Consider the following 22,788-nt stretch of genomic DNA (forward strand, 5'->3'; position numbering starts at 1 on the left):
AGTGCGGTCGTCGGCGAGGGGCTACCGCGGGCTGGCGGCCCAGCGCCGCCGCCCCGCGCTGTCGGCGCCGCCGTCGCTGCCGTCGAGCCCGCCCTTCAACGCGTCCCGGGCGGGATCGGTGGGTGGGCCCGGCTCCTCCCCTTCCGGGAGCCGGTGCGCGACCAGCACGGCGATGTCGTCGTCGAGGGCGGCATCGCTGTACGCGAGCAGGTCGCGGTGCAGGTGGTCCAGAAGCTCGCGCGGCGGAAGGGCGGTCCAGCCGCGGACACGCTGGGTGAGCGGGTAGAAGGCTCCGGTGCGGTCGCGGGTCTCGGTCACGCCGTCGGTGTACAGGAGCAGTTGGTCGCCTGGACGGAAGGGCTCCACGTCGACGTGGTAGTCGCCGCCGAGCAGCACACCGAGGTTGAGAGGCGGTGACGGATCACGCGGGGCCAGTTCACTGACCCGGCCCTGGTCGATGAGCAGCGGCGGGGGGTGACCGCAGTTGACGATGCGGACCACGGGCTCGTCGCCGGGAATCTCGGCGAGCACAGTGGTGATGAAGCGTTCCTCGCTGCCGGGGAGCTGGGCGGCTCGGCGGCTCATGCTCAGCTCCAACCGACGTGCTATCGCGGGCAGATCGGGCTCGTCGTAGGCGGCCTCGCGGAAGGCTGCCAGCATCGCCGCGGCCGTCTCCACCGCGAGCAGGCCCTTGCCCCGGACGTCCCCGATCAGCAGGCGCACACCGTGCGCGGTGCTCATCGCCTCGAAGAGGTCGCCGCCGATCCGGGCCTCCGCGGCTGCCGACACGTACAGGGTCTCGATGCTGATGCGGCCCAGGAGGTGGGGGACCGGACGCAACAGCACGCGCTGCGCCGTCTCGGCCACCGAGCGCACGGTGGCCAGGGTGCGTTCCCGGCGCGTTCGGTGGGCGGCCAGAAGGGCGCCCAGCATCCCGACCAGCGCCGTGGAGAAGTAGGTGGCCACGTAGTGGCGCTCCCACAGATAACCCACGTCGCGGCCCGCACAGCACGGAGTACCCGCCAGGACGCCTTCGAAGACCACGGCGAAGACCGTGATGGCGACGACGAAGGCGGGACCGTGGGCGTAGGCGGCGACGACGGGCAGGGCGATGAGCAGAAAGCTCACCGGCCACTGCACGGGAGTGATCGGCTCCAGCGCCAGGATGGCCGCGACATAGATGGCCGGCAGCCAGCGTATCCAGGCCGGCTGGGCGGGCACCTGCGGCTCCGTCCCACCCGGCTCCGTCCCACGCTGCCGGTCGGCCCAGCCGCGGCCCGGGAGCCTCACCGGGCGCTCCGGTGGCGGTGGGCCAGGTCGAACGAGAAGCCGCTGCGAACCGGCCGGGCGCCGGCGGGCGAAGCGGACCGCAGCGGCCCCACGAGCGGCGGATCCGTCAGCATTCCGGAGCGCATCCGCCCGGACGGCGGCGGGAGCCCGACAGCAGCGGAGGGCGCCGCGACGTGCGGCGGTGCGACCCCGAACCCCCGGTGGCGGGTGTCGTCCGGTTCGTGATCCGCCTGTACACACATACATCAATCATCACGGCATACCAGCCACTGCCGCCTGCCGACGGAGTCGAGCACGCGACAGAGCCCTCATCGCGGTCGACGCTCCGCGGGTGTGCCCGGCCCGTCACTCGAAGCGCGTGGGGTCGCCGGCCCCTCGCCGGACGACTTCCGGCCCGCCGCCCGAGAAGTCGACGACCGTCGTCATCTCCGTGCCGCAGTCGCCCGAATCCACCACGGCGTCCAGCATGTGGTCGAGCCGCTCCTTGATCTCCCACCCCTGTGTCATCGGCTCGTCCTCACCGGGGAGGACCAGGGTGCTGGAGACCAGGGGCTCACCGAGTTCGGCGAGCAGGGCCCTGGTGACGGTGTGGTCGGGGATCCTGACTCCTACCGTCTTCTTCTTCGGGTGCAGCAGGCGGCGGGGAACCTCCTTGGTGGCAGGGAGGATGAAGGTGTAGCTGCCCGGCGTCGCGGCCTTGACGGCGCGGAAGACGTTGTTGTCGAGTTGGACGAACTGGCCCAGCTGCGCGAAGTCCACGCACATCAGGGTGAAGTGGTGGCGCTCGTCGAGACGCCGGATCGACCGGATCCGTTCGAGGCCGTCGCGGTTGTCCAGCCGACAGCCCAGGGCGAAACAGGAGTCGGTCGGGTACGCGATGAGGGCCCCGGACCGCAGACTGTCGACCACGGTGCTGATGGTGCGCGGCTGGGGGGACTCTGGGTGCACGTCGAAGTACTTCGCCATTGGCCGACCCTACGGGATCCCGGCCACCGATCGGCGCAGCCGCGACGTCCCGCACCCTGGCGGGCCGCCGGGGCACGGCGTACGGTCGGTCGGCATGGGCTTCGATCAGGCGCGGGTGAATCGGATCTTCCTCCCGGAGACGTACGCCGAGGGTGTGCCGTACGACCTGTTCCGTGAGCTGCGGGCTGAGGCGCCGGTCTGCTGGGTGGAGGAGCCGGCGGTGGGGGACTGGCCGGGCGGGACGGGGTACTGGGCGGTGCTGCGCCATGCGGACGTGAAGCACGTGCTGCGCAGCCCCGAGCTGTTCTCCTCGAACCTCGGCGCCACCCAGATCCGTGACCCGGACGCGCCCGCCGATCTGGAGTTCGTCCGGGCGATGATGCTCAACCAGGACCCGCCCGACCACTCCCGGCTGCGCCGGATCGTGGCGGCGGCGTTCACCCCGCGGGCGGTGGCGGAGCTGTCGGAGGCGATCGAGAACCGGGTGCGGGAGCTGATCGATTCGGTACGGCCGACCGGTGCCGCCGACCTCGCCCGGCTGGCCGCCGATCTGCCGGTGTGGACGCTGGCCCGGGTGATGGGGGTGCCGGAACAGGACCGGCAGTTGCTGCTCGACTGGGCCAACCGGGTGATCGGCTACCAGGACGCCGACTACGCCCACTCCAGCACCGCGGATCCGTCGAACCTGACCGACCTCGGCCGCGCCGCGCTCGCCCATCGCCCCACCACCCGGACCACCGCGGACGGTCGCCCGGTCAACCCCCGCTCCCGCGCCGCCCTGGCCGACATGTACGCCTACGCCCATGCCCTCGCCCGCCGGCCCGCCCCGGGCGGCGTGTTGGCCCGCACCCTCCGAGCGGGCCTGACGGTCGAGGAGTTCGAGACGATGTTCTTCCTCTTCGCCGTAGTCAAACGGCCACCCGAACATGTCATTTGACTCAACGGGCTGGCACCGAAGTTGACCATCTTCGTGCGTCCAGGAGCTCCGAGCTCTACCAAGCTCAATGCAGCCGATAGTGAACCGCCCTGGGTGTGGTGGGGACTCGATTTCGTGTAAGTCTCGTTCGTCGCCGACCAGGTGGCCGCCGTCCTCACGCTGGGGCTGGCCGAGGCTGCCGAAGTACTGGTCGTAGCGGCGGCCGAGAGGCCGTCGACTACCTGGAGCGGCAGCTCGTCCAGTACATCGCCTCGAAGGTCATCGAGGCCGCGCTCCCGCCGTTGCTCGCGATCATCGAGAAGGCCGTCGCTGGCATGGCGTACTCAGCGCTGGAGGACATCCTCGGGGTCTCCGGCGCCGGCCAGGGCCAGGGTGACGGCTGCACGCTCTCAATAGCAGTCTCCCAGGTCTTCCGGTTGATCTCCTCCGGCTGGATGGCGGCGAAGGGGCCTGACGGCGGTCCGCTCACGCTGCCTTGCCGAAGCCCTGACGGACAGCGGGGTCGGCTTGATCAACCACTCCGGCGTCCGCCCGGTCAAGCGCTGCGGCCAGGGCGACGGCGTCGGCGGCGGAGTCTTTGAGGAGGTGGCCAGCTCCGGCAGATGCACCGCTAGGTCAAGGGTCCAGGCGATGGCGTCGCTGCCCGCTCCGCGAGGCGGGTGAGTTCGGCGTAGATGTTCGCGGTGATCGACAGGGTTCGGTGACGCAGGGTCTTGGAGACGACCGGGAGTAGGACGCCTGCGGCCATGGCGAAGCTGGCGGCGAGGTGGCGCAGGTCGTGCAGGGTAATGCGGGGTACGCCGACGGGTAGGTGCCTACGGTGCGTCGGCTTGGCGATGAACGTTGTTCCGGCGCTCGTCGTCTCCATGGCCTTCACCCACGCGCGGGCCGCAGCACGCCACCCTGTAGGGCGGGGGTTGACGGTCTCGCCCTACAAGGCGCCCACGCATACTGGTGTGTCGTTCGGGGGAGACCTGGTCGGCGGCGGTGTGCCCGAGTGTGAGGCCACCTGCGATGGCCAGGCCGATGGCGGCGGCTTGACCGATGGTCAGGAGTCCCGGGGCGAGCTCGCCGTGGCTGAGGAGGAGCATGCCCTGGTAGATGGTGTAGCCGGGAGCGAGTGGTGCGATGCCCGCGATGGTGAGCAGCAGGGCTGCGGTGTTGGTGCGGTGCGCGAGGATCTGGGTAGTGAGGCCGACGATGGTGGCCGCGACGGCTGCGGACAGGGGCGGCGGGAGGCGGTACTTCTGCCAGAGCACGAGGTAGACGGCCCAGACCATCGCGCCGGCCAGGCCGGCCGTGAGCAGGTTCCACCGGGTTCCCTGGAGGCAGAAGGCCAGGCAGGCGCAGACCATCGTTGCGGCCAGGATCTCCCTGGGGAGTGCGGTCCAGCCGTCCAGGGCGAAGCCGTCCGGTTGGACCTGCGGGGCCCGCAGCCCGGTGTGCGCCGCGGCGTAGAGGGCCACGCCCACGCCGGCGACGATCGCGGCGACGGTCATCGCCACGCTCAGGGCGCGTGCCGCGGCGGTGACCAGGTAGCCCGCGATGGCGTCCTGCACTCCGCTGACGAAGGCGAGGCCGGGCAGCAGCATCGCGATGCCGCCCGCAACGACCAGCGGCGCCTGGTCGGTTGTGCCGGTGAGGAGGAGCCCGGTGGCGGTGGCGGTGGCGACCGCTCCGCCTAGGACCACCTGGTGGAAGTCGGGCACGCCGCGGCGCGACAGGTGGATGTTGGCGCGGTCGATGAAGGCGGCCACCACTGCGGCGGCGGCGAACACCGTCGGCCCGCCGCCCAGCATCACGGTGAAGAAGCCGCCCAGGCCCGCCCAGGCCAGGGTGACCTGCCAGGCGGGGTGGGCCGGTCGGGCGGCCTCGATCTGCGCCAGGCGGTACCGCGCCGCGCGGACGTCCAGGCGACGACGCACGACCTGCTCGACGAGGCCGTGGACGGCGTCGATGCGCGAGCAGTCCAGGGTGGTGCTGCGGACGACCCGGATCTCGGTCATGGGCACCGCGCGCGGCCCGCTGCGGTAGGACAGCGAGAGGGCGCCGGCGGTGACGTCCGCCGTGCAGCCGTGGAGTCCCAGGCCCGCCGCCATCGTGGTCGTCGTCGCCACCACGTCGGCGGCCGGCGCGCCGTTGGCCAGGAGCAGTTCACCTGCGCGCAGGGCGAGCAGCAGCAACTCGGCGGCGTGCTCGTGCGGAGAGGGGGCGAGGCGGGTGAACCGACGGACGGTCATCAGCGGTTGCGTGGTGGTCATCGAGTCGCACTCTCGTCGGGCTGCAGACAGACCTCGTCGATGGCGAAGTGGCGGAGCGTCTCGAAGTTCTCGGGAAATTCGGGACGGCCTCCCGCGACATGCCGGGGGCGTTCGGCGAAGAGGCGACGTGCGTGGGAGAGGTAGCCGGCCAGGGCCTCCTCGCCGTGGCGGACCTTGCTGCCCGGGTCTTCCGGGGCGTCGAAGCGGCAGTCGGCCAGACTCAACGGCGGGGCGGGTGGGGAGAGGTGGTGGCGCCAGAGGCCGGCGTCGGGGGTGAATCGGTAGTCGGTGAGCAGGCGGTGGCCGTGCGTGGCGATGAGATCGACCGCCTCGATGATGTAGTCCCGGACGGTCTCGGACATGAAGTACGGGAAGCTGACCCGGGTCCAGCCGGGCTTGATGCCTTCGTGGCCCTGCTCGACGATCTCCTCGCGCAGCGCCGCCGAGTGGTCGTCGCCGATGTCCAGCAGCCGGTGCCCGTACGGGCCGGCGCACGAGCAGCCGCCGCGGGCCTGGATGCCGAACAGGTCGTTGAGCAGCGCGACCACGAAGTTGTGGTGCAGGTAGCGGTCCTGGTGCCGGATCAGGAACGAGACCAGAGGCAGGCGCGGCACGTGGGTGGGGCCGAGGACGACGATGTTCGGGTTCTGCTGCCAGCGGGTCAGCACCGCCTCCCGGGCTCGCTCCTCCCGGGCGTGGATCAACTCGGTGCCGACCTTCTCCTTGATCCCGAAGGCGAGGCCGGCGCGGATCGACTCGACGATGGCGGGGGTGCCGCCCTCCTCCCGGGCGACCACGTCGTCCAGGTAGTACTGGTGCTGGGGGTCCACGAAGGCGACGGTGCCGCCGCCCGGCATGGTGGGCACACGGTTGCGGGCGAGGCTCCGCCGGACGATGAGCACGCCCGGAGACTGCGGGCCTCCGACGAACTTGTGGGGCGACAGGAAGACGGCGTCCTTGTGATCGAGCCGGCCGGGTGCCGACTCGGTCACCCGGATCGGCACGTACGGCCCGGCCGTGGCGAAGTCCCAGAAGGACAGTGCTCCGTGCACGTGCAGGAGGGCGGCGATGCGGTCGGTGTCGGTGAGGACGCCGGTGACGTTGGAGGCGGCCGAGAAGCTGCCGATGAGGAGCGGCCGGTCCTGGTAGCGGGCGAGTTGGGTGCGCAGGTCGTCCTCGTCGATCCGGCCGTCCGCGTCCAGCTTGATGACCACGACGTCGGCGATCGACTCCCGCCAGGGCAGTTCGTTCGAGTGGTGTTCGTAGGGGCCGACGAAGACGACGGGCCGCTGATCCGCGGGAATGGCATGCGCCGGACCGTACAGTTCGGCCAGTCCGACCGGGCTCTGCAGCTCCAGAAGTCCGATGATCTTGTTCACGGCCGCTGTGGTTCCCGACCCGCAGAAGAGCACGACGTGGTCGTCGGTGCCACCGACCGCGCGGTGGATCAGGCGGCGGGCGTCCTCGCGCAGGCGGGAGGTCTGCAGCCCGGTGGCGGAGCTCTCGGTGTGGGTGTTGGCGTAGTGAGGGAGGACCGCCGAGCGGAGCCAGTCCTCGACGAAGTCCAGCGAACGCCCGGTGGCCGTGTAGTCGGCGTAGGTGATCCGCCGGGGTCCGTACGGGCCGTGTAGTAGGTCGCCGTCACCGATGAGGCCGCCCCGGATCCGGGCCAGCAGCGCTGTGGCCGGGCTGGTGCCCGAGCTGGTGGCCCGGGTGCTGCGGCGAGGCCGGCGGATCAGTCCGAGCGGCTTCCTGAGGGCGGTGAGGACAGTGCCTGCTTCCGTGCTTTCTTCCACGGGCCGCCTTACGACGAGTGCCGGCCGAAGGTTCAGCGTGACTGTGGCCACACACAGTCACGCTCACCGGCCTTGCTCATGGAGGAGGCCCTGCCGGGCGGCCTCGGCGGCGATCTCGACCCTCGACCGGAAGGAGAGCTTGGTGAGGATGTGGGAGACGTGGGTCTGGACGGTCCGGGGGGAGAGCATCAGTTCTGCGGCGATTTCCGGGTTGGACCGGCTGTCGGCGATCCGGCGGGCGACGCGCAGCTCCGTCGGTGTCAGGCTGTGCCAGCCGGTGGTGGCCCGCGTCCTCGGGCCGCGTGCGCCGAGGCGCACCCCGGCTGCCCGCAGCCGGGCCTGCGCTCGGCGGAGCCCCCAGCGGGCGCCGAGCGCGGTGTATGCGGTCGCCGCCTGTTCCAGCCGATGTCTGGCCTCCGCCGGACGCCCCTGCCGGGCCAGCAGTTCGGCGGCGTCCTCCAGGGCGTTCGCCTCGCGCAGCGGACGGGCGGAGGCCGCGTAGCTGTCGGCGGCCGCCAGCAGGGGATTCGGATCGGCGTCGAGCAGTCCGGTGGTGTGCAGGGCGGCGTGCTGCCAGGAGGGGATGCCGGGCCCTCGGGACGGCGCGGTGCCGGCGAGGGTGGCGGCGGCTTCGGCGGCCGCTCGGTCACCGACCGTCAGAGCCAGGCGCACCACCACTGGCAGCCATTCGAACGGGTCCTCCGGGCCGGTCGCGAGCTGCTGGTCGAGGACGGGCAGCAGGGCCGCCAGGGCCTGCTCGGGCTGCCCGGCGCGTTCGGCGCAGACCGCACGCGCCATCAGGAGCCAGTGGGCGGCTCCTCGGTCGGCGGGAGTTCGCAGCGGGTGGTCCCGCAGGAGCTCCAGTTGCGCCTCGCACGTAGACGCGTCGTCCTGGAGGCCGGCCACCAGCGCGGCCAGGCCGTGCGCCTGGACGGCCGTGTACTGGGACTCCTCCCCGCCGAGGTACTCGATCTCGGCGAGGGCGTGGTCCCACTGCCCGGTGCGGAAGCGGTGGGCCGCGATGGCGACCGTCGCGTCCTGGCCGCACGCCTGGGTGGGTTCGCCGAAGCGGCGGATCTCGGTGATCTCCTCCTCGGCCTCGGGGATCCGGTCCTGGAGGCCTGCGATCACCAGTCGTTGGGTCCGGAGCAGACGCTCGACCCGGGGATGCGCGTCATCGGCGCAGAGCGCCAGGCCGCGTCTGCTCAGTTCGAAGGCGCCGTCGAGGTCGCCGTCCTCGACCCGGGCCAGCACCACCTGCATCCAGGAGGCGTAGGCGACGGCGAAGGTCTCGCCCGCGCGTTCACCGTCCGCCAGCGCGCCGGCTGCCGCCTCGGCGGCCTGGCCGGGCCGGTCCGAGTGGAACAGGTAGAAGGAGTTCTCGGCCTGCAACCGCGCCCTGGACCGCTCACTGATGCCCTCGATCGCGGTGGCGGCGGTCAGCAGCTCCGCGGCCTCCCGAGCCCCGGCGCCGGTGGTGGAACGCGCGTAGAGCGTCTCGCTGAGCAGCCAGGAGGCCTCGGCCGCGACCTCGGGCGCGCAGGACGGCGCGGCCAGCAGCTGACGCGCAGCCGCCTCGGCCTCGTCGGGCCGGCCCAGCGCGTTGAGTGCCTCGATCGTGCGCAGCTGCAGGTCGGTCCGGTCCGCTTCCTGGCAGTTCCCGTCGCCGGCTCGCGTCAGCAGCTGCAGGGCGACGGCCGGTGAGCGGGTGACCAGTTCGCGGGCGCGCCGGGTGACCCAGCCGTGCAGCCACGCATCGGCGGCTGTGGAGGTCGCCCGGACCAGATGGCCGGCCACCTGGTCGAGCGGCGCACCAGCCAGGTCGAGCGCCTCCGCCGTCTGCCGGTGCAGCGCCCCGCGCATGGCCTTGGGGGTGCTCTCCACGAGCGCCTGCCAGACCATGTGGTGACGGAATCTGAGCCGCTCGCCGGCCGGGTCCAGTACGGCGGCGGCGAGTGCCTCCTCCAGTACCGGAACGAGAGCGACCAGCGGGCGGCGCAACACCGCGGCGAGATCGGCGGGCCGGAACTCGATGCCCAGCACGGCGGCGATCCGAAGGGCCGCGCGGAGCTCGGCGGACAGGCGCTGGACCCGGTCGGTGATCGCCGCCCCGAGCGAGAGGTCGTGATGGCCGGGGGTGACCTCGAACCCGTGTCGCCCCTTCGACACTGCGCCCTGTCGGCGCAGCAGAGCCGTCAGCTCGGTGAGATGGAGCGGATTGCCGCCGGCCCGGTCGAGCGCCCCCAGCAGGGACGGTCCCACCGGGCCGCCCAGCTGACCGGCCACCAGAGCGGCCGCCTCGGGCGGGGCCAGCGGTTCCAGATCCAGCACGAGACCGCTGCCGCGCCGCAGCGCGTGCAGCACGAGGGCCTCGGTGCCGGTGCCGGTGCCAGTGCCGGGCGTCACGGACGCCGCCACCACGAGCGGAAACTGCTCGGCTTGGCGGGCCAGACGCAGCCAGAGCGTCGCCGAAGCCTCGTCCGCCCGGTGGAGGTCGTCCACCACGACGAGCACCGGGCCGGTCGCGCACTGCTGCTCCACCACCTGGAAGAGCCGCTCGGCGGTGGCCGACATCGGGTCGGTCATGTCGGCGGCCGTGTGCCGGGCCGAGGCTTTCACTGCGGCTCGGTACTCCGCCCGCAGCTGCTCGGAGCACGGCTGGTCACGTTCCAGCAGATCCAGGAACGTCCCGAGCGGGAAGTGCCGCTCCGACTCGTTCGCGGTGCTCCAGAGCACCGCGAAGCCCGAATCCCGGGCGCGGTCGGCGCAGGCTCTCAGCAGGGTGGACTTCCCGATTCCGGCCTCACCCCGGAGCAGGACAGTGCCTCCTTGGCCGGCTGCGGCGGTGGACAGGACATCGTTGAGCTGCGAGGACTCGGCTGTCCGACCGATCAGAGCTGCGGTCGCCCGGCTGGTTCTCATTCCGGAAATTATCGCAGTGGCACTCTTCGAATCCGCTTTCGGGTGTCAGTACACGAAAGCCCGTCCTCGTGGATCTGGGAGACTGGCCTGCGTGCCGGGGCAGCCCGGCAGGCGTGAGCCCGAGGCGCCGAGCAGCTGTGATGGTCGGGCGATGGTGAAGTGGATCTTGATGGTAGTGGCAGTGCAGGGCCGTGAGACCGAGCGGGCGCACCTTGAACTCATGGTTCGGCAACTGACGGGTGGCCGAGGCCAGGCGATGGTGCTCCGCGGTGAGCCGGGCATCGGGAAGTCGGTGGTGCTCGATCTCGTCGATGCCCTGTGCCGGTCTGCCGGGATCACGGTCCTGCGCGGTGCGGCGGACGAGATCGACCGGTCAGTGCCGTTCGCCGTGCTGAGCGAGTGCCTCGATGCAGGCGCCGCCGAGCACCCGGGGGTCGTCCGGGTCCGTGGTCTGCTGCGGGGTGACGAGCGGGTCGGGGCACCGGCGGGTGCTGTCGGCCAGGAGTTCCTGATCGCCGAGGCCGTCCTGTCGACCTTGGACGACTGGTGTTCGGCCGAGCCGCTGGCGTTGCTGGTGGACGACCTGCACTGGGCGGACCCGGCCAGCCTAGCGGTCATCCGGCGACTGGCACGCGCGCTGGACCAGCTGCCCCTTCTCCTGGTGGTCACCTGCCGTCCCACGCCGGGCACCGCCAATGTCACCGGGCTGCTGCGCGACCTGGCGGAGTCCGGCGTCCCGATCACCGATCTCGCGCCCCTGGCCGAAGCCGAGATCGCCGCGCTGGTCGCCGACCTCGCCGGTGGCGTGCCGGGCGAGCGGCTGCGGTCCCTGGTCGCGGGCGCGGCCGGCAACCCGCTCTACGCAGCGGAGCTGGTCAGGGCGCTGTCGGGCGCGGGCCGGATCGAGCTGCGGGGAGCAACGGCCGAGATCGGGCCGGAGACCTCCCTCGTACCGGCCCCGCTGAGCGCCACCATCCTCTACCGGATCGACTCCCTGAGTACGCCGACCCGCGAGATGCTCCGCCTGGTGGCGCTGCTCGGCCGTGCGTTCAGCGCTGCCGAGATGACCACAGTCCTCCAGCTCCCGGCCACCGACCTGGTGGAGCCGGTGCTGGAGGCGCTCGCGGCGGGAGTGCTGGAGGAGCGCGGCGACGGGCTCGCGTTCCGGCACGACCTGATCCGCCAGGCTGTCGTGGAGAGCCACTCCCAGGCGGTCCGGACGGCTCTGCACGAGCAGGTCGCCGTCTCGCTGGCCGGCGCGGGCGCGCCCGTCGAGCGAGTCGCGGAGCACGTGCTGGAGGCCGGCCGGCTGGGGCCGCGGGAGCTGGCCTGGCTGCGAGCCTCGCTGGACCCGCTCCTGGTGCGAGCGCCGCTGCTCGCGGTCGAGTTGTTGCGCCGTGCCACTGCCACCGCCGCGAGTGGCGGCTTCCAGGACCTGGACTTCGAACTCGTCCGGGCGCTGCTCTGGGCCGGACTGCCGGCCGAGGCCGAGCACGCCGCCAGGGCCGCCCTTGCCCGCCTTCTCCCGATCGACCGGGAGAGCACGGTGCGTGGGTGGCTCGCGCAAGCCCTGATGGAGCAGGGGCGGCTGGCGGAGACGGTGGCCGAGGTCCGTTCGGCGCTCGCCCTGGAAGGCCTCCCACAGAACCATGCAGCACGCTTCCACGCCGGCCAGGCGCAGGCGCTCCACTTCATGGGCCGGCTGGAGGAGGCGGAGGACGCGGCGCTGCTGGCGGTGCAGAACGGGCGGGAGAGCGGCGACGCCTTCGCGACGGCTTACGGTCTCACCACCCAGGCCGCGGTGCTGGTGGTCATCAGGCGGGTCGAAGAGGCCCTCGCGCTCACCACCGCGGCCCTCGACAGTCTCGGGGAGGCAGGGATCTCCTCCGACTTCCAACTCTCCCCGCACCTGGTCCGGGGCTACTGCCTGGCGGACCTCGACCACCTGGCAGAGGCCCAGTCGCACCTGCACACGGGCGCGCGCCAGAGCGAGCGTGCCGGTGTGGCAATGCTGACCGGATATCAGTCCGCCATCGCCAAGGTCGAGTTCCTGCGCGGGAACTGGGACGATGCCCTGGCCGCCGTCCAGAGCGGGCTGGACACCGTCGATCCCCTGAACATCAGTCCCGATCTGCACGCGGTCGCAGCGCTGATCGAGGTGCGGCGTGACCAGCGGTCCGAGCACGTCGATGTGATCACGCACGCGCCCGAGGGCTGGGGCGCACGCCCCCACACGGAGTTCCTGAATCGGTGGGCGCGGGCCCTGGTGTGGGACGCCGAGGGCGACCTCGTACGGGCCTTCGGTGTCCTCGAGTCGTACCTGTGGACGTCAGGCAGGCTGCGCGAGGTGGTGACGCTCGATCAGCTCTTCCCGGACACCGCCCGGATGGCCTTCTGCCTGGGCCGCTCGGACCGGCTGGCCGCGCTCGTCGCGTCCGCACAGGAGCTGGCCGACTTCCAGCCGTCCCCGAACAAGCTCGGCACCGCCGCGCTCTGCCGGGGGCTGGCGGAGGCGGACAGCGCCCTGCTGGCCGAAGCCGCCACGACGTACCAGGCGGCGGGGCGCCCGCTGTTCGTGGCGTTCGCCCGGGAGAACGAGGCCGTCCTGCTGGCCCGCGCCGGCTCGGTGGACCAGGCCGCCGCCGCGTCGGCTGCGGCCGTCGACGGCTACCTCGCGCTCGGTGCCTCCTGGGACGCCCGCCGTACCCGGCAGCGGCTGCGGGCGGAGGGGGTTACCGTCCGAAGCCGGAAGGCGGTCGCCAGGAGCGGGACGGGCTGGGAGTCGCTGAGCGGGACCGAGCGTGCGGTGCTGGCCATGGTCGCGGAGGGCTGCTCCAACCCGCAGATCGCCGAGCGTCTGTACATCTCCCGGCGGACGGCGCAGTTGCACGTGTCACGCATCATGGCGAAGCTCGGCGAGTCCTCGCGGGTGGGGCTCGCCGTGACGGCGACTCTGCTGCCGCAGGGGTGAGTCACGGGGTGTCCGGCCGGAAGCGGCGGCGGGGACACCCCGTGGCGGGCCGTGACTACTCGTGGGAGAACCGGATGGTCGGCAGCAGCCGGCCGAGCCAGGCCGGAGTCCACCAGGCGGCGCGTCCGGTCAGCCGCAGCAGGACGGGCAGCAGGACCAGGCGGACGAGGGCCGCGTCCAGCAGTACGGCCAGGCCCAGGACGATGCCCATCTCCTTGGGGGGCAGCGGGCCCGAGAGCGCGAAGGTGAAGAAGACCGCGACCATGACGGCGGCGGCCGCGAAGACGACCCGGCCCGAGTGGGTGAGCGCGGCGGTCACGGCCGTGCGCGGGTCGCCGCTGCGTTCGTAGTGCTCCTTGGCCGAGGCGAGCAGGAAGACGGTGTAGTCCATCGCGATCGCGAAGATCATGGCGAAGAAGAAGACCGGTGCCCACCCGTCGAGGAAGCCCTGGGGGGTGAAACCGAGCAGTCCGGCCCCGTGCCCGTCCTGGAAGACGAGACGGGCGGCGCCGAAGGCTGCGGCAGTGGCGAGCAGGTTGGTGACGGTGCCGAGCAGGGCGACCAGCGGGGCCTGCAGGGCCAGCAGGAGCAGGACGAATCCGAGCGTCAGGATGACTCCGACGACCAGTGGGGTCTTGGCGTTCAGGACGTCCTGCAGGTCGAGGTTCTCGACGGCGGCGCCACCGACCAGGGTCTGCCCGGGCAGGTGTCCGCGCAGTTCGGCAACGGTTGCCCGCAGGGCGGGGTCCGAGGGGTCGGCGGCCGGGACGGCCTGGATGAGAGCCAGGCCGGACTGGTCGGCTGCGTCCGTCGTCGGCATCACGACCGCGATGCCCGGGGTGTTCTTGAGGACGGCGGCGGCGTGCTCGGCCTGGGCCACGGGCGTCACGATCTGGAGGGCACCGGGAGCCCCGGGGCCGAACGCCTTCTGAACGGCGATGTAGCCCGTCCGGGCGGAGGAGTCCGCCGGGATGACGGCGATCGACGGCATGGCGGTTCGGAGCCCGACCACCGGCGCGGCGAGGGCCAGCAGCGCGAGCAGGGCGGGGACACCGAAGCGCAGCGGGTGCGCCCAGAGACGGTTGGCCCAGGCGGCGAAGCGGGGCGAGCCGGCGGCGTCCTGGGGACGGGCGAACGGCATCGCCGCGGAGTTGACCCGGACTCCGAGCTTTCCGAGGACGGCGGGCAGCAGCGTGAGGGTCGCCGCCAGGACGAAGATGACCGCGATCATGATGCCGAGCGCCATGGACCGGAAGGCGGGTGACGGGACGAGCAGGACGGCGGAGAGGCTGACCAGGACCGTGACACCGGACAGCGCGACGGCCTTGCCGGCGGTGTCCATGGTTTCGCCGACGGCGCGCCGGGCGTCGCCGTGACGGGCGAGCGCCCCACGGAACCGTACGACGATGAACAGGGCGTAGTCGATGCCCAGGGCGAGGGCGAACATCATCGCGAAGTTCATCGCCCAGATCGACGTCGGCGTCAGGTGATTGAGCAGCACCAGGGCACCGGCCGAGGCAGCCAGTCCTGCCATGGTCAGCAGCAGCGGGAGCCCGGCGGCGATCAATGAGCCGAACGCCAGCACCAGGATCGCCAGCGTCACCGGCCAGGACAGCATTTCCGACTGCATCATCGCGTCGTGGTTGGCGGCGTTGAAGTCGCTCCACAGGACGGAGGCGCCCGTGGTGCTCACCTGGACACCGGTTCCGGACAGTGCCCTGAGCGGACCCTTCAGGTCGTCAGCCGCCTGGACCATCACGTTGGTATCGGCCTTCGCGCCGGCCAGCACGACTTCGGTACGCCCGTCCGGGCTGATCGTGGCGCCAGGTCGAGGTGGCACCACCTCGCCGATGCGCGGATCGGCCTTCAGCAGCGCCGTCGCCCGGCCGAGGATCTGCTGGACGGCGGGGTCGGTCACGGGCCGGTCGGCGGCGATGACGACCTGAAGGGCGGAGGAGGCGTTGCCGTCGAAGTGCTGACGGGCGAGTTCGCGGACGCGCACCGACTCCGAGTCGTTGGCCTGCCAGCCGGCGCCCGCCAGCGAGGAGGTCACCTGCGGGGCGAAGGCGCCGAGTCCGGCGACCACGACGAGCCAGAGCACGCCTACCAGCCGCAGCCGACCCGCAGCCCAGAGGCCGAGACGGCCCAGGAGACCCGGTGGCCCGCTCGGTTCGGGACGACGGCCCCCGTGCCCGCCCGCCGTTTCGCGGGGATTCCCGGATACCGCTGCGCCGTCGCGCGGAGGGCGGAGGTGGTCGGTCGTCGTCATGTGGGTCTCCAAAGGTGGCAGGTGTGGGCGGGGAGGAACGGGCGTGACGCCGGACGGAGTGCGTCGGCTACGCGACCGGCTGGTGCTCGCGCAAGGTCGACCGGAGCGAGCGGAGTGCGTAGTGGCACCGGGACTTGACGGTGCCCGGGGGCACGCCGAGGATCTCGGCGGCGGCGGTGATGGAACGGTTCTCGAAGTAAACCTGGGTGACCACGGCGCGATGCGGATCGCTCAGGGACCCCAGCGCCTCGCGGACCGACCAGCTCGTCAGGAGCGTGTCGATCCCGTCCGCGACGGCACTCTCGCCGAAGAGCGTGTCGAGGTCGTCGGAGCCGACCTCGACGGGCCTGCGGCTGCGTGAGCGCAGTTGATCGATGAGCAGGTTCCGGGCCACCCGGTAGAGCCAGGGCAGTGCCGTCCGGTGGTCGGCGGACAGAATCTCGGGGTGGTGCAGGGCGCGTATGAACGTCTCCTGCGTGAGGTCCTCGGCCAGCTGGGGATCCCCGAAGGCCCGCTTGACGAGGTAGGCCAGGACCGCAGGGCGGTGCATGGCGCTCAGGCCGCGGAAATTGACCTCGGACATCCTGGCGGCGGCGTTCGGGGAGTCGTTCAGCTGCGTCGGCCTGCTCGGGGCGAGCGTGCTCATGAGGATCCTCGCGTCTTCGATGAGGGGTGGCTGTGCCGGTCGGGCCGACGATCGAGGTTTGCACGGGGAGTGGAAGGGGAATATCAGCCAGCTGAGTACGTTCGGGCGGCCCCGGTAGCGGGGAATGCTGTCCCTGGCTTCCTGCCCAGGGCGTTGCAGCACGCGAGGAATCCCGTCGGGCAGGCCGTCTGACCTGTGGATATGTGCCGGTCGGCGGATATCCGGCCCATACCGTGCGAGTGCAGGGGCGCGGGTGGTGCCCGGCGGGACCGAATGCTGAAGGGGGCGACGCCGAACGGCGTCGCCCCCTTCAGTCCCCTCGGGTGTCAGCCCGCGGCCGTCAGCTCCGGGGCCGGCGCAGCCTTGGGGCGCCCCGCTGCCGACTCGGCCTCAGCCTCGGTGCAGTAGTCCTCCGGGCTGGTCTCGTCCCTGCCCTGCGGGGCGCCGAGCGCCCGCAACAGCACGGTGAGGGTGAGCGCGACGAGCAGGTTGAGGACGAGCGCGGTCAGGCCGATGTACCCGCTCTGGCCGATGAACGGGATCACCGCGGTGCTGCCGCCGAAATGTCTGGTGGTCGGGGTGGCGACCCCGTACGCCTGCCAGGTGCCGTAGGCCATGCCCACAGCCCAGCCCGCCAGCAGCGCCCACCGGTGGAACCAACGGGTGAACAGGCCCGCCGCGACGGTCGGCAGAGTCTGCAGGATCCACAGGCCGCCCAGTAGCTGCAGGTTGATCGCGACCTGCTTGTCCATGCCGACGACGAACGCCAGCGCGCCGAACTTGACGAGCAGGGAGGCGAGTTTGGCGACCTTGGTCTGCTGCTCCGGCGTGGCGTCCGGCTTCAGGAACTCCTGGTAGACGTTGCGGGTGAAGAGGTTGGCCGCTCCGATGGACATGATCGCCGCCGGGACGAGCGCACCGATGCCGATGGCCGCGAAGGCCACGCCGGCGAACCAGCCGGGGAAGAACTTGGCGAACAGCTGGGGAATGGCCAGCTGGGCGTTGTAGCCCTTCACGCCCTGGCCGACGCCGGCAGTGACGGCCAGGAAGCCGAGTAGCGCGAGCAAGCCGAGCATCAATGAGTAGGCCGGCAGGATGGCCATGTTCCGCCGCACGGTCCGGCGGGACTTCGCGGCGAGCACACCGGTGAGTGTGTGCGGGTACATGAACAGGCCGAGTGCCGAGCCGAGCGCCAGCGTGGCGTACGCCCACTGGGCCTTGGGGTCGGGTATCAGTGAGCCGGTCGGCTGGTGGGTGACGGGGTTCACCGCCTGGAACTTGGCCGTGGCAGTGTCGAAGATGTGCCCGTAACCGCCCAGCCGCATCGGAAGGTAGACCACCGCGACGATGACGACCAGATAGACCAGGGCGTCCTTGACGATGGCGATCACGGCCGGCGCGCGCAGGCCGGAGGAATAGGTGTACGCGGCCAGCACCGCGAAGGCGATCAGCAGGGGAAGATCCCGGAGCAGTGGGTTGGCGGCCTGGCTGGCGCCGATCCCCAGCACGTCCAACACCGTTTCCAGGCCTACCAGTTGCAGGGCGATGTAGGGCATGGTGGCGAGAATGCCGGTGAGCGCCACGGCCAGGCTCAGCGCCCGGGAGCCGTAGCGGCCCCGCACGAAGTTGGCCGGGGTGACGTAGCCGTGCACCCGGGCAACCGACCACAGCCTGGGCAGCAGCAGGAACACCAACGGGTAGACCACGGCCGCGTACGGCACCGACCAGAAGCCGGCCGACCCGGTGGCATAGACCGCCGCCGGCACCGCGATGAAGGTGTAGGCGGTGTACGCGTCGCCGCCGAGCAGGAACCAGGTCACCCAGGTGCCGAACGATCGGCCGCCGAGGCCCCATTCGTACAGGTCGAGAGCGTTGTCCGCCCGTCGCCAGCGCGCGGCCAGGAACCCGAGCACGGTCACCAGGGCGAGCAGCAGCAGGAACACCGTGAGCGCGGGGGCATTCACCTCGGAAGCAAGGCGCATCATGAGGCGTCGCCCCCGCGCGCAGCCGCGCGGTTCTTCTCGTCCCAGGTCAGCAGCAGATGAGCGGCACCGGTGAAGAGAGCGGTCAACGGTATCCACATCAGCTGGTACCAGTAGAACAACGGCATCCCGCCGAGCACCGGGTCAGGCTTGCTGTACGAGGAGACCCACAGCAGCGCGACCACGGGTACGGCCAGCGCGATGCCTGCCAGGAGGCGCTCCGCTGTCACCGGCGGCACCGTTCGTGAGCTCGGTTCCTCCAGCATCCATGGGAAGTCGAATGACATGTGGGCAGCCTCCGGGCGTCACAGGTCGATTTCGGCCTGGCCGCCAAACAGCTCGGCAGCCAGGCGGATGGTCCGGCCGGAGCCCTCGCAATGTGATCGGGCCGGACCAACCGCCCTTACGGCGGGCTGCCCGCCGAGGTTCAACCCAATGAGCGCTAGAAGCTGACACTCCCTGGCCCTCTCCAGCGCCTTGGTGTGCTGGGCCCCCTCCCCGCGATCTTCGAGTGGATCGAGAGACCCCGTTGCCCAATTGGCTCAGGCAGCGAGCTGGAGCCTGGCGAGGTGCGAGGTTCCGGTGGGTGCGAGGGGACGCTCTGACCACCACGCGTCGAGACGGATGAAGTTGATCGCTGCGGCGACGAAGATGTGTGCCAGGCGGGTCTTCGGCAGGCTTTTGTATCGGCTGCGGCGGCAGCCGGCGCTCGCGACCGCCTGGTGGACTGTGCCTTCGATGCCGGCACGGACGGCGTACTTCGCCTTCCAGTCTTGGGAGTTCTGGTCTGCGCGGACCTGCGCCAGGATGGCGCTCTGATCCTCGGGGTCCCTGACGGCCGCGATCACCCTTGTGGAGTCCGTCCGCTGGCGTCCACCAGCGGCCACCAGACCCAGTTCGAGGAGCCGCTCCAGCATCAGGTCCAGGATCTTCTCCTCCAGGCCGTGCTCCACCAGTCGCTCGCGAAAGCCCGTCAGGACGGTGAAGTCGAAACCCGGATCGGTAAGTTCCAACCGGAAGGTACTTCCAGTCGATCCTGGCCCGGACGGCCAGTGCGGCCTGACGATCGGTCGGGTTCTCGGCGAACTGAAGCACGCTGACCAGCGCGAGCCGGCCCGGCGGCACACCCGGACGGCCGCGTACTCCGAAAGCAGTCCTGAACTCCTCGTCGGCGAACAGAGGACCAAGCGCGTCGCGGACCCTCATTGCCAAACAGCCCTTGGGAAAAGCTGCCCGGGCCACGGCCCGCGTCGCCTCCGGCGCCGCCGATTCCGAGCCCCCGCACATCGACACGCCGCCACCCGATCCTGCGGTCACTGTCGGAGAGCCTGGTCCGGACCGCACAAACGACCACTGCCCCGGAAACGCAGGACCAGAGCAGAGGAGGCCGTAGGTCACCCGAATTGGGCAACGGGGTCATCGAGAGCTGGTACAACATACGCAGGTTGCACGGCAGTCTCGGCTACCGCAGTCCCGCCGAGTATGAGACCGTTCTCGCGTCCTGACCACCACACCGCTGGTGTCCGTCAAAGCGGAGCAAGCTCACCTGGTCCTGCGGGACTTCGAGCACGACCCGGTGGCTATGGATGCGCGCTGGTGCGGTGACATCACCTATGTCCCGACCGAGGAGGGCTGGCTCTTCCTGGCCAACCGTCATCGACATCGCCTCCCCGCCGTGTCGTCGGCTGGGTAACAGCCGACCATCTGCGGACCGAACTCCCGTCCGAGGCCCCGCGGGCCGTATGCGGTACCCGCCGCTCGACGGGACCGATTGTGTTCCACACCGATCACGGCTGTTCAGCAGCGGAACAGATCCAGGACCGCAACAAGGAGAGCCGGCAGCTGCTCTGTTGATGTGCTCTCTCTGTGGCAAATGGGCTGATTATCACTCAGTTGGCAACTCTGTCAACGTCCTTGAGTCCGGCCGTCGCGGGCAACGAGACCGTCCGCAACGGCGTCCCCGGCGCCCTCCTCACCCTCCTCACCCACCGGGACCAGTGCGAACTCCTTCGGGCGAAGCCGGAGTTGACCGACTCGGCGGTGGAGGAGGCGCTGCGCTTCTGGCCTCCTGTGGTGCACATCCGCCGCACCGCGACCCGGGACGTGGAGCTCGGGGGCCGGTCGATCCACCGGGGCGAGAAGGTGGTCGTCTACCACGCCGCCGCCAACCGGGACGAGACCGTGTTCCCCGAGCCGGACCGCTTCGACATCACCCGCAGCCCCAACGACCACGTGAGCTTCGGCTACGGTCCGCACTTCTGCCTCGGCGCCCAACTCGCCCGCCTGCAGATGAGGTTCGCCCTGCGCCACCTGGTCGACAGTCTCCCCGGTCTCGCCCTGGACCCGGACCGGCCCCCGCAGCGCCTGATCTCCAACTTCCAGAACGGCCTCAAGAGCCTGCCGGTCCGTTGGGAGCCGAAGCGGTAGCCTGCGCGCTCCACAGCAGGAACCCGAGCGCCGACGCCGCGGTGCCCGCGCCCAGCCCGTACCCGACCGCGGCCCCCGCGCCCAGTGTCGCTCCGCCGAGCACCGTGCCGAGGCCGATCCCGATGTAGATGGCGGAAGAGTTGAGCGAGACCACCAACGGCGCCTCCTGCGGGGCGACTTCGATCAGCCGGTGCTGCTGGGCCGGCGTCTGGCACCAGCTGCTCGCGCCCCACAGCAGCACCAGCGGGCCGACCAGTGGGGTCGCCTCCCGGCCGGCGCCCGCCAGCCAGGCCAGCACCCCGAGCGCGACCGCCAGCGCCGCGTACCCGACGGTCAGGACCGCCACCGAGCCCCACCGGTCGGTGGCCCACCCCGCGCCCAGGTTGCCGACGACCGCGCCGAGTCCGTACAGGAGGAGCATCCACAGCACCGAGCGTTCCGGCACCCCGACGGCGGCCAGCATCGGCACGCTGTACGCGTACGCGGTGTAGCTCGCGCCCATGCCGAGGACGGTGAGCGGCAGCACGGTCAGCACCGCGGGCCGCCGCAGGACGGCCAGCCGGGTGCGCAGCGGCACCCGGGCGTTCCCCGGCACCGACGGCATGACCAGCCGCAGCAGCAGCGCCACCGTCAGGCAGAGCCCCGCGACCACCCTCAGTGCGGTGCGCCAGCCGAACCAGTGGCCGGCGGCGTCGCCGAGCGGAACGCCGACGGCCGTCGCGACGGTGAGTCCGCCGATCACCACCGCCAGGGCGCGGGCCCGCAGCTCGGGTCGGACCAGGGCGGCGCTGACCGCGCCCGCGTTGGGTGTGTACGCCGCCGCGCCCGCGGCCGCGAGCACCCGGCCGAGGAGCAGGACGGCCATGGTGGGGGCGAGGGCCGAGCCCAGGTTGGCGAGGCCGAGGGCGGTGAGTGCGGCGATCAGCAGGGTCCGGCGGGGGAGTCGGGCGAGCAGCGTGGCCAGGACGGGGGAGAGGACGGCGTAGGCGGCGGCGAAGGCGGTGACCGACTGGCCCGCCGTCGCCGAGGAGACGTGCAGGTCCTCGGCCATCGAGGGCAGGAAGCCCGCCACCACGAAGGCGTCCGTGCCGACGGCGAAGGTCCCCAGGGCGAGGACCAGCGTGGCGGACAGTCCGCCGGCGGCCGGTCGGGGCGGGGTTTCAGGAATCAGGACATCAGACATCCAGGTTCTCCTCCTGGGGAAGCCGGTCGCACGGAAATTCGGGAAGTCGGGCGGATCAGCCCGTCAGTCGCTCGTAGTGCCGCCGGGTGCGCTCCGCCGCCCCGGTGGGCGCGGCCGCCATCAGGTCGGCGACCGTCTGCCCGGCGAGCTCCCGGCGCCACGCCAGTTCGGCGCGGCGCATCGCGGTGGACACCCCGCACGGCCGGCGGAAGTCGTCGGCGGCGGCGGCCGCGGCGCCTTCGGTGCGCTGCCGGATCTCGGTGCAGCGGAACAGCTCGTCGGGGCCCTCGATGGCGGCGACCACGTCCATCAGCGTGATCTGCTCGGGCGGTCGGCCCAGTCGGAAGCCGCCCCGGGCGCCGGGGGTGGAGCTGAGGATGCCGGCCCGGACCAGTGCCTGTAGGCGCTTGGTCAGGTAAGCGGGCGGGAGGTCGAACCAGGCCGCCAGTCGGGCCGTCGGGACGGGTTGTTCGTCGCCCAGCCAGGCCAGGGTGAGGCAGCAGTGCAGGCCCCACTCGACTCCCTCGCCCATCCGCATAACCAGGACACTACACGTCCTGGTTTCGAGGCAAAAGGCCGGACGTCGACGGAGGCGGCCGAAACGATCAGCCCGCGCAGGCCGGGCAGAGCCCCCGGTAGGTGACCTCGGCGCCGGAGACGGCGAAGCCGAAGCGCTGGTCGGCCGGGAGGTCGGAGAGCGGGTTGCCGAGCGGCTGGACGTCGCGGATGGCGCCGCAGCCGGTGCAGACCAGGTGCTGGTGCGGGTGGTGCGCGTTGGGGTCGTAGCGCTTGGCGCGCCCGTCCGTGGAGACCTCGATGACCTCGCCGAGGGTGACCAGCTCGCCGAGGGTGTTGTAGACGGTCGCTCTGGAGATCTCCGGGAGGCGCTCGGCCGCCCGGGCGTGCACCTCGTCCGCGGTCAGGTGTACGTGCTCGCCGTCCAGGACCTCGGCGACGACGCGCCGCTGGGAGGTGAGGCGCCAGCCGCGCCCGCGCAGCCGCTCCAGCAGGTCACTCATATCGGTTCACCTATTCAGGTCATGGGGGAGACCGGAGTTTACCAATACGCATCCGCGGTGTTCCGGTTCCCGACCGCATATGGATTTGGTGTCTTTCTTGACTTGGAATGCGTCCATCG

At 71.4% G+C, this 22,788-nt stretch carries 18 protein-coding genes and 1 pseudogene; 4 read left to right on the forward strand and 15 right to left on the reverse strand.

Annotation, left to right across the window (positions count from 1 at the left end; genetic code table 11):
* Positions 1-21: 21 nt before the first annotated feature.
* Both ACFQ87_RS13640 and ACFQ87_RS13645 read right to left on the reverse strand, forming a co-directional pair.
* On the reverse strand, positions 22-1,221 hold the full coding sequence (locus tag ACFQ87_RS13640) for a PP2C family protein-serine/threonine phosphatase (RefSeq protein ID WP_380610887.1): 1,200 nt from the start codon (positions 1,219-1,221) through the stop codon (positions 22-24).
* 414 nt (positions 1,222-1,635) lie between these two features.
* Positions 1,636-2,256, reverse strand: coding sequence for an L-threonylcarbamoyladenylate synthase (locus ACFQ87_RS13645; protein WP_380610889.1), 621 nt, complete (start codon positions 2,254-2,256; stop codon positions 1,636-1,638).
* Between the two features lie 94 nt (positions 2,257-2,350).
* Here ACFQ87_RS13645 and ACFQ87_RS13650 point away from each other — a divergent pair, with 94 nt between their 5' ends.
* Complete coding sequence (locus ACFQ87_RS13650) at positions 2,351-3,193, forward strand: hypothetical protein (RefSeq protein ID WP_380610891.1); 843 nt, start codon at positions 2,351-2,353, stop codon at positions 3,191-3,193.
* 217 nt (positions 3,194-3,410) lie between these two features.
* Here ACFQ87_RS13650 and ACFQ87_RS13655 read toward each other — a convergent pair whose 3' ends face one another.
* From ACFQ87_RS13655 to ACFQ87_RS13670, 4 genes are all read right to left on the reverse strand, one after another.
* The gene (locus ACFQ87_RS13655; RefSeq protein ID WP_380610892.1) at positions 3,411-3,533 is read right to left on the reverse strand and encodes a hypothetical protein; all 123 of its coding nucleotides are present in this window, start codon (positions 3,531-3,533) and stop codon (positions 3,411-3,413) included.
* 475 nt (positions 3,534-4,008) lie between these two features.
* Positions 4,009-5,454: a threonine/serine exporter ThrE family protein gene (locus tag ACFQ87_RS13660; protein WP_380610893.1), complete on the reverse strand. Its 1,446-nt coding sequence runs from the start codon at positions 5,452-5,454 to the stop codon at positions 4,009-4,011.
* Positions 5,451-7,250 (reverse strand): aminotransferase class V-fold PLP-dependent enzyme, encoded by a 1,800-nt coding sequence (locus tag ACFQ87_RS13665; protein ID WP_380610894.1) that lies wholly within the window; start codon positions 7,248-7,250, stop codon positions 5,451-5,453. Before ACFQ87_RS13665 ends, ACFQ87_RS13660 begins: the two co-directional genes overlap by 4 nt.
* Before the next feature lie 63 nt (positions 7,251-7,313).
* Positions 7,314-10,172 (reverse strand): ATP-binding protein, encoded by a 2,859-nt coding sequence (locus ACFQ87_RS13670; protein ID WP_380610895.1) that lies wholly within the window; start codon positions 10,170-10,172, stop codon positions 7,314-7,316.
* 169 nt (positions 10,173-10,341) lie between these two features.
* Here ACFQ87_RS13670 and ACFQ87_RS13675 point away from each other — a divergent pair, with 169 nt between their 5' ends.
* A complete protein-coding gene (locus ACFQ87_RS13675; RefSeq protein WP_380610896.1) occupies positions 10,342-13,143 on the forward strand; it encodes an ATP-binding protein in 2,802 nt (933 codons plus the stop codon).
* 55 nt (positions 13,144-13,198) lie between these two features.
* Here ACFQ87_RS13675 and ACFQ87_RS13680 read toward each other — a convergent pair whose 3' ends face one another.
* The 6 genes and pseudogenes from ACFQ87_RS13680 to ACFQ87_RS13705 form a co-directional block, all read right to left on the reverse strand.
* Positions 13,199-15,244 (reverse strand): MMPL family transporter, encoded by a 2,046-nt coding sequence (locus ACFQ87_RS13680; protein ID WP_380610897.1) that lies wholly within the window; start codon positions 15,242-15,244, stop codon positions 13,199-13,201.
* A 235-nt stretch (positions 15,245-15,479) separates the two neighbouring features.
* Entirely contained in the window at positions 15,480-16,058 is a 579-nt protein-coding gene (locus ACFQ87_RS13685; protein WP_380610898.1) for a sigma-70 family RNA polymerase sigma factor, read from the reverse strand.
* Between the two features lie 326 nt (positions 16,059-16,384).
* The gene (mctP, locus tag ACFQ87_RS13690) at positions 16,385-18,040 is read right to left on the reverse strand and encodes a monocarboxylate uptake permease MctP (protein ID WP_380610935.1); all 1,656 of its coding nucleotides are present in this window, start codon (positions 18,038-18,040) and stop codon (positions 16,385-16,387) included.
* Complete coding sequence (locus ACFQ87_RS13695; RefSeq protein WP_380610899.1) at positions 18,040-18,327, reverse strand: DUF3311 domain-containing protein; 288 nt, start codon at positions 18,325-18,327, stop codon at positions 18,040-18,042. The genes mctP and ACFQ87_RS13695 overlap by 1 nt, the downstream gene beginning before the upstream one ends.
* Before the next feature lie 255 nt (positions 18,328-18,582).
* Positions 18,583-18,957, reverse strand: a complete 375-nt coding sequence (locus ACFQ87_RS13700) for a transposase (RefSeq protein ID WP_380610936.1) — start codon at positions 18,955-18,957, stop codon at positions 18,583-18,585.
* Positions 18,958-18,992: 35 nt separating this feature from the next.
* Positions 18,993-19,327: pseudogene (locus ACFQ87_RS13705) on the reverse strand (transposase); the annotation flags it as partial.
* 232 nt (positions 19,328-19,559) lie between these two features.
* Here ACFQ87_RS13705 and ACFQ87_RS13710 point away from each other — a divergent pair.
* Together ACFQ87_RS13710 and ACFQ87_RS13715 are read left to right on the forward strand one after the other, a co-directional pair.
* Positions 19,560-19,733, forward strand: a complete 174-nt coding sequence (locus ACFQ87_RS13710; protein ID WP_380610900.1) for a hypothetical protein — start codon at positions 19,560-19,562, stop codon at positions 19,731-19,733.
* A gap of 200 nt (positions 19,734-19,933) precedes the next feature.
* Complete coding sequence (locus tag ACFQ87_RS13715; protein WP_380610901.1) at positions 19,934-20,467, forward strand: cytochrome P450; 534 nt, start codon at positions 19,934-19,936, stop codon at positions 20,465-20,467.
* On the opposite strand, the gene ACFQ87_RS13720 is transcribed toward ACFQ87_RS13715, so the two are convergent.
* From ACFQ87_RS13720 to ACFQ87_RS13730, 3 genes are all read right to left on the reverse strand, one after another.
* Positions 20,430-21,650, reverse strand: a complete 1,221-nt coding sequence (locus ACFQ87_RS13720) for an MFS transporter (protein ID WP_380610902.1) — start codon at positions 21,648-21,650, stop codon at positions 20,430-20,432. The two genes, ACFQ87_RS13715 and ACFQ87_RS13720, sit on opposite strands and share 38 nt — an antisense overlap.
* A 55-nt stretch (positions 21,651-21,705) precedes the next feature.
* Positions 21,706-22,188 carry an RrF2 family transcriptional regulator gene (locus ACFQ87_RS13725; protein ID WP_380610903.1) on the reverse strand — a complete coding sequence of 161 codons (483 nt, stop codon included), beginning with the start codon at positions 22,186-22,188 and terminating at the stop codon, positions 21,706-21,708.
* Between the two features lie 67 nt (positions 22,189-22,255).
* The gene (locus ACFQ87_RS13730) at positions 22,256-22,669 is read right to left on the reverse strand and encodes a Fur family transcriptional regulator (protein ID WP_380610904.1); all 414 of its coding nucleotides are present in this window, start codon (positions 22,667-22,669) and stop codon (positions 22,256-22,258) included.
* Between the last annotated feature and the right edge of the window lie 119 nt (positions 22,670-22,788).

It is taken from the genome of Kitasatospora sp. NPDC056531 (assembly GCF_042794375.1).
In the GTDB taxonomy this organism is placed as follows: domain Bacteria; phylum Actinomycetota; class Actinomycetes; order Streptomycetales; family Streptomycetaceae; genus Kitasatospora.

Coding starts and splice junctions, on each gene's coding strand:
- ACFQ87_RS13645 (WP_380610889.1), bottom strand. CDS start 2,256: ATGGCGAAGTACTTCGACGTGCACCCAGAGTCCCCCCAGCCGCGCACC.
- ACFQ87_RS13650 (WP_380610891.1), top strand. CDS start 2,351: ATGGGCTTCGATCAGGCGCGGGTGAATCGGATCTTCCTCCCGGAGACG.
- ACFQ87_RS13655 (WP_380610892.1), bottom strand. CDS start 3,533: ATGTCCTCCAGCGCTGAGTACGCCATGCCAGCGACGGCCTTCTCGATG.
- ACFQ87_RS13660 (WP_380610893.1), bottom strand. CDS start 5,454: ATGACCACCACGCAACCGCTGATGACCGTCCGTCGGTTCACCCGCCTC.
- ACFQ87_RS13670 (WP_380610895.1), bottom strand. CDS start 10,172: ATGAGAACCAGCCGGGCGACCGCAGCTCTGATCGGTCGGACAGCCGAG.
- ACFQ87_RS13675 (WP_380610896.1), top strand. CDS start 10,342: ATGGTAGTGGCAGTGCAGGGCCGTGAGACCGAGCGGGCGCACCTTGAA.
- ACFQ87_RS13685 (WP_380610898.1), bottom strand. CDS start 16,058: ATGAGCACGCTCGCCCCGAGCAGGCCGACGCAGCTGAACGACTCCCCG.
- mctP (WP_380610935.1), bottom strand. CDS start 18,040: ATGCGCCTTGCTTCCGAGGTGAATGCCCCCGCGCTCACGGTGTTCCTG.
- ACFQ87_RS13695 (WP_380610899.1), bottom strand. CDS start 18,327: ATGTCATTCGACTTCCCATGGATGCTGGAGGAACCGAGCTCACGAACG.
- ACFQ87_RS13700 (WP_380610936.1), bottom strand. CDS start 18,957: ATGCTGGAGCGGCTCCTCGAACTGGGTCTGGTGGCCGCTGGTGGACGC.
- ACFQ87_RS13720 (WP_380610902.1), bottom strand. CDS start 21,650: ATGTCTGATGTCCTGATTCCTGAAACCCCGCCCCGACCGGCCGCCGGC.
- ACFQ87_RS13725 (WP_380610903.1), bottom strand. CDS start 22,188: ATGCGGATGGGCGAGGGAGTCGAGTGGGGCCTGCACTGCTGCCTCACC.
- ACFQ87_RS13730 (WP_380610904.1), bottom strand. CDS start 22,669: ATGAGTGACCTGCTGGAGCGGCTGCGCGGGCGCGGCTGGCGCCTCACC.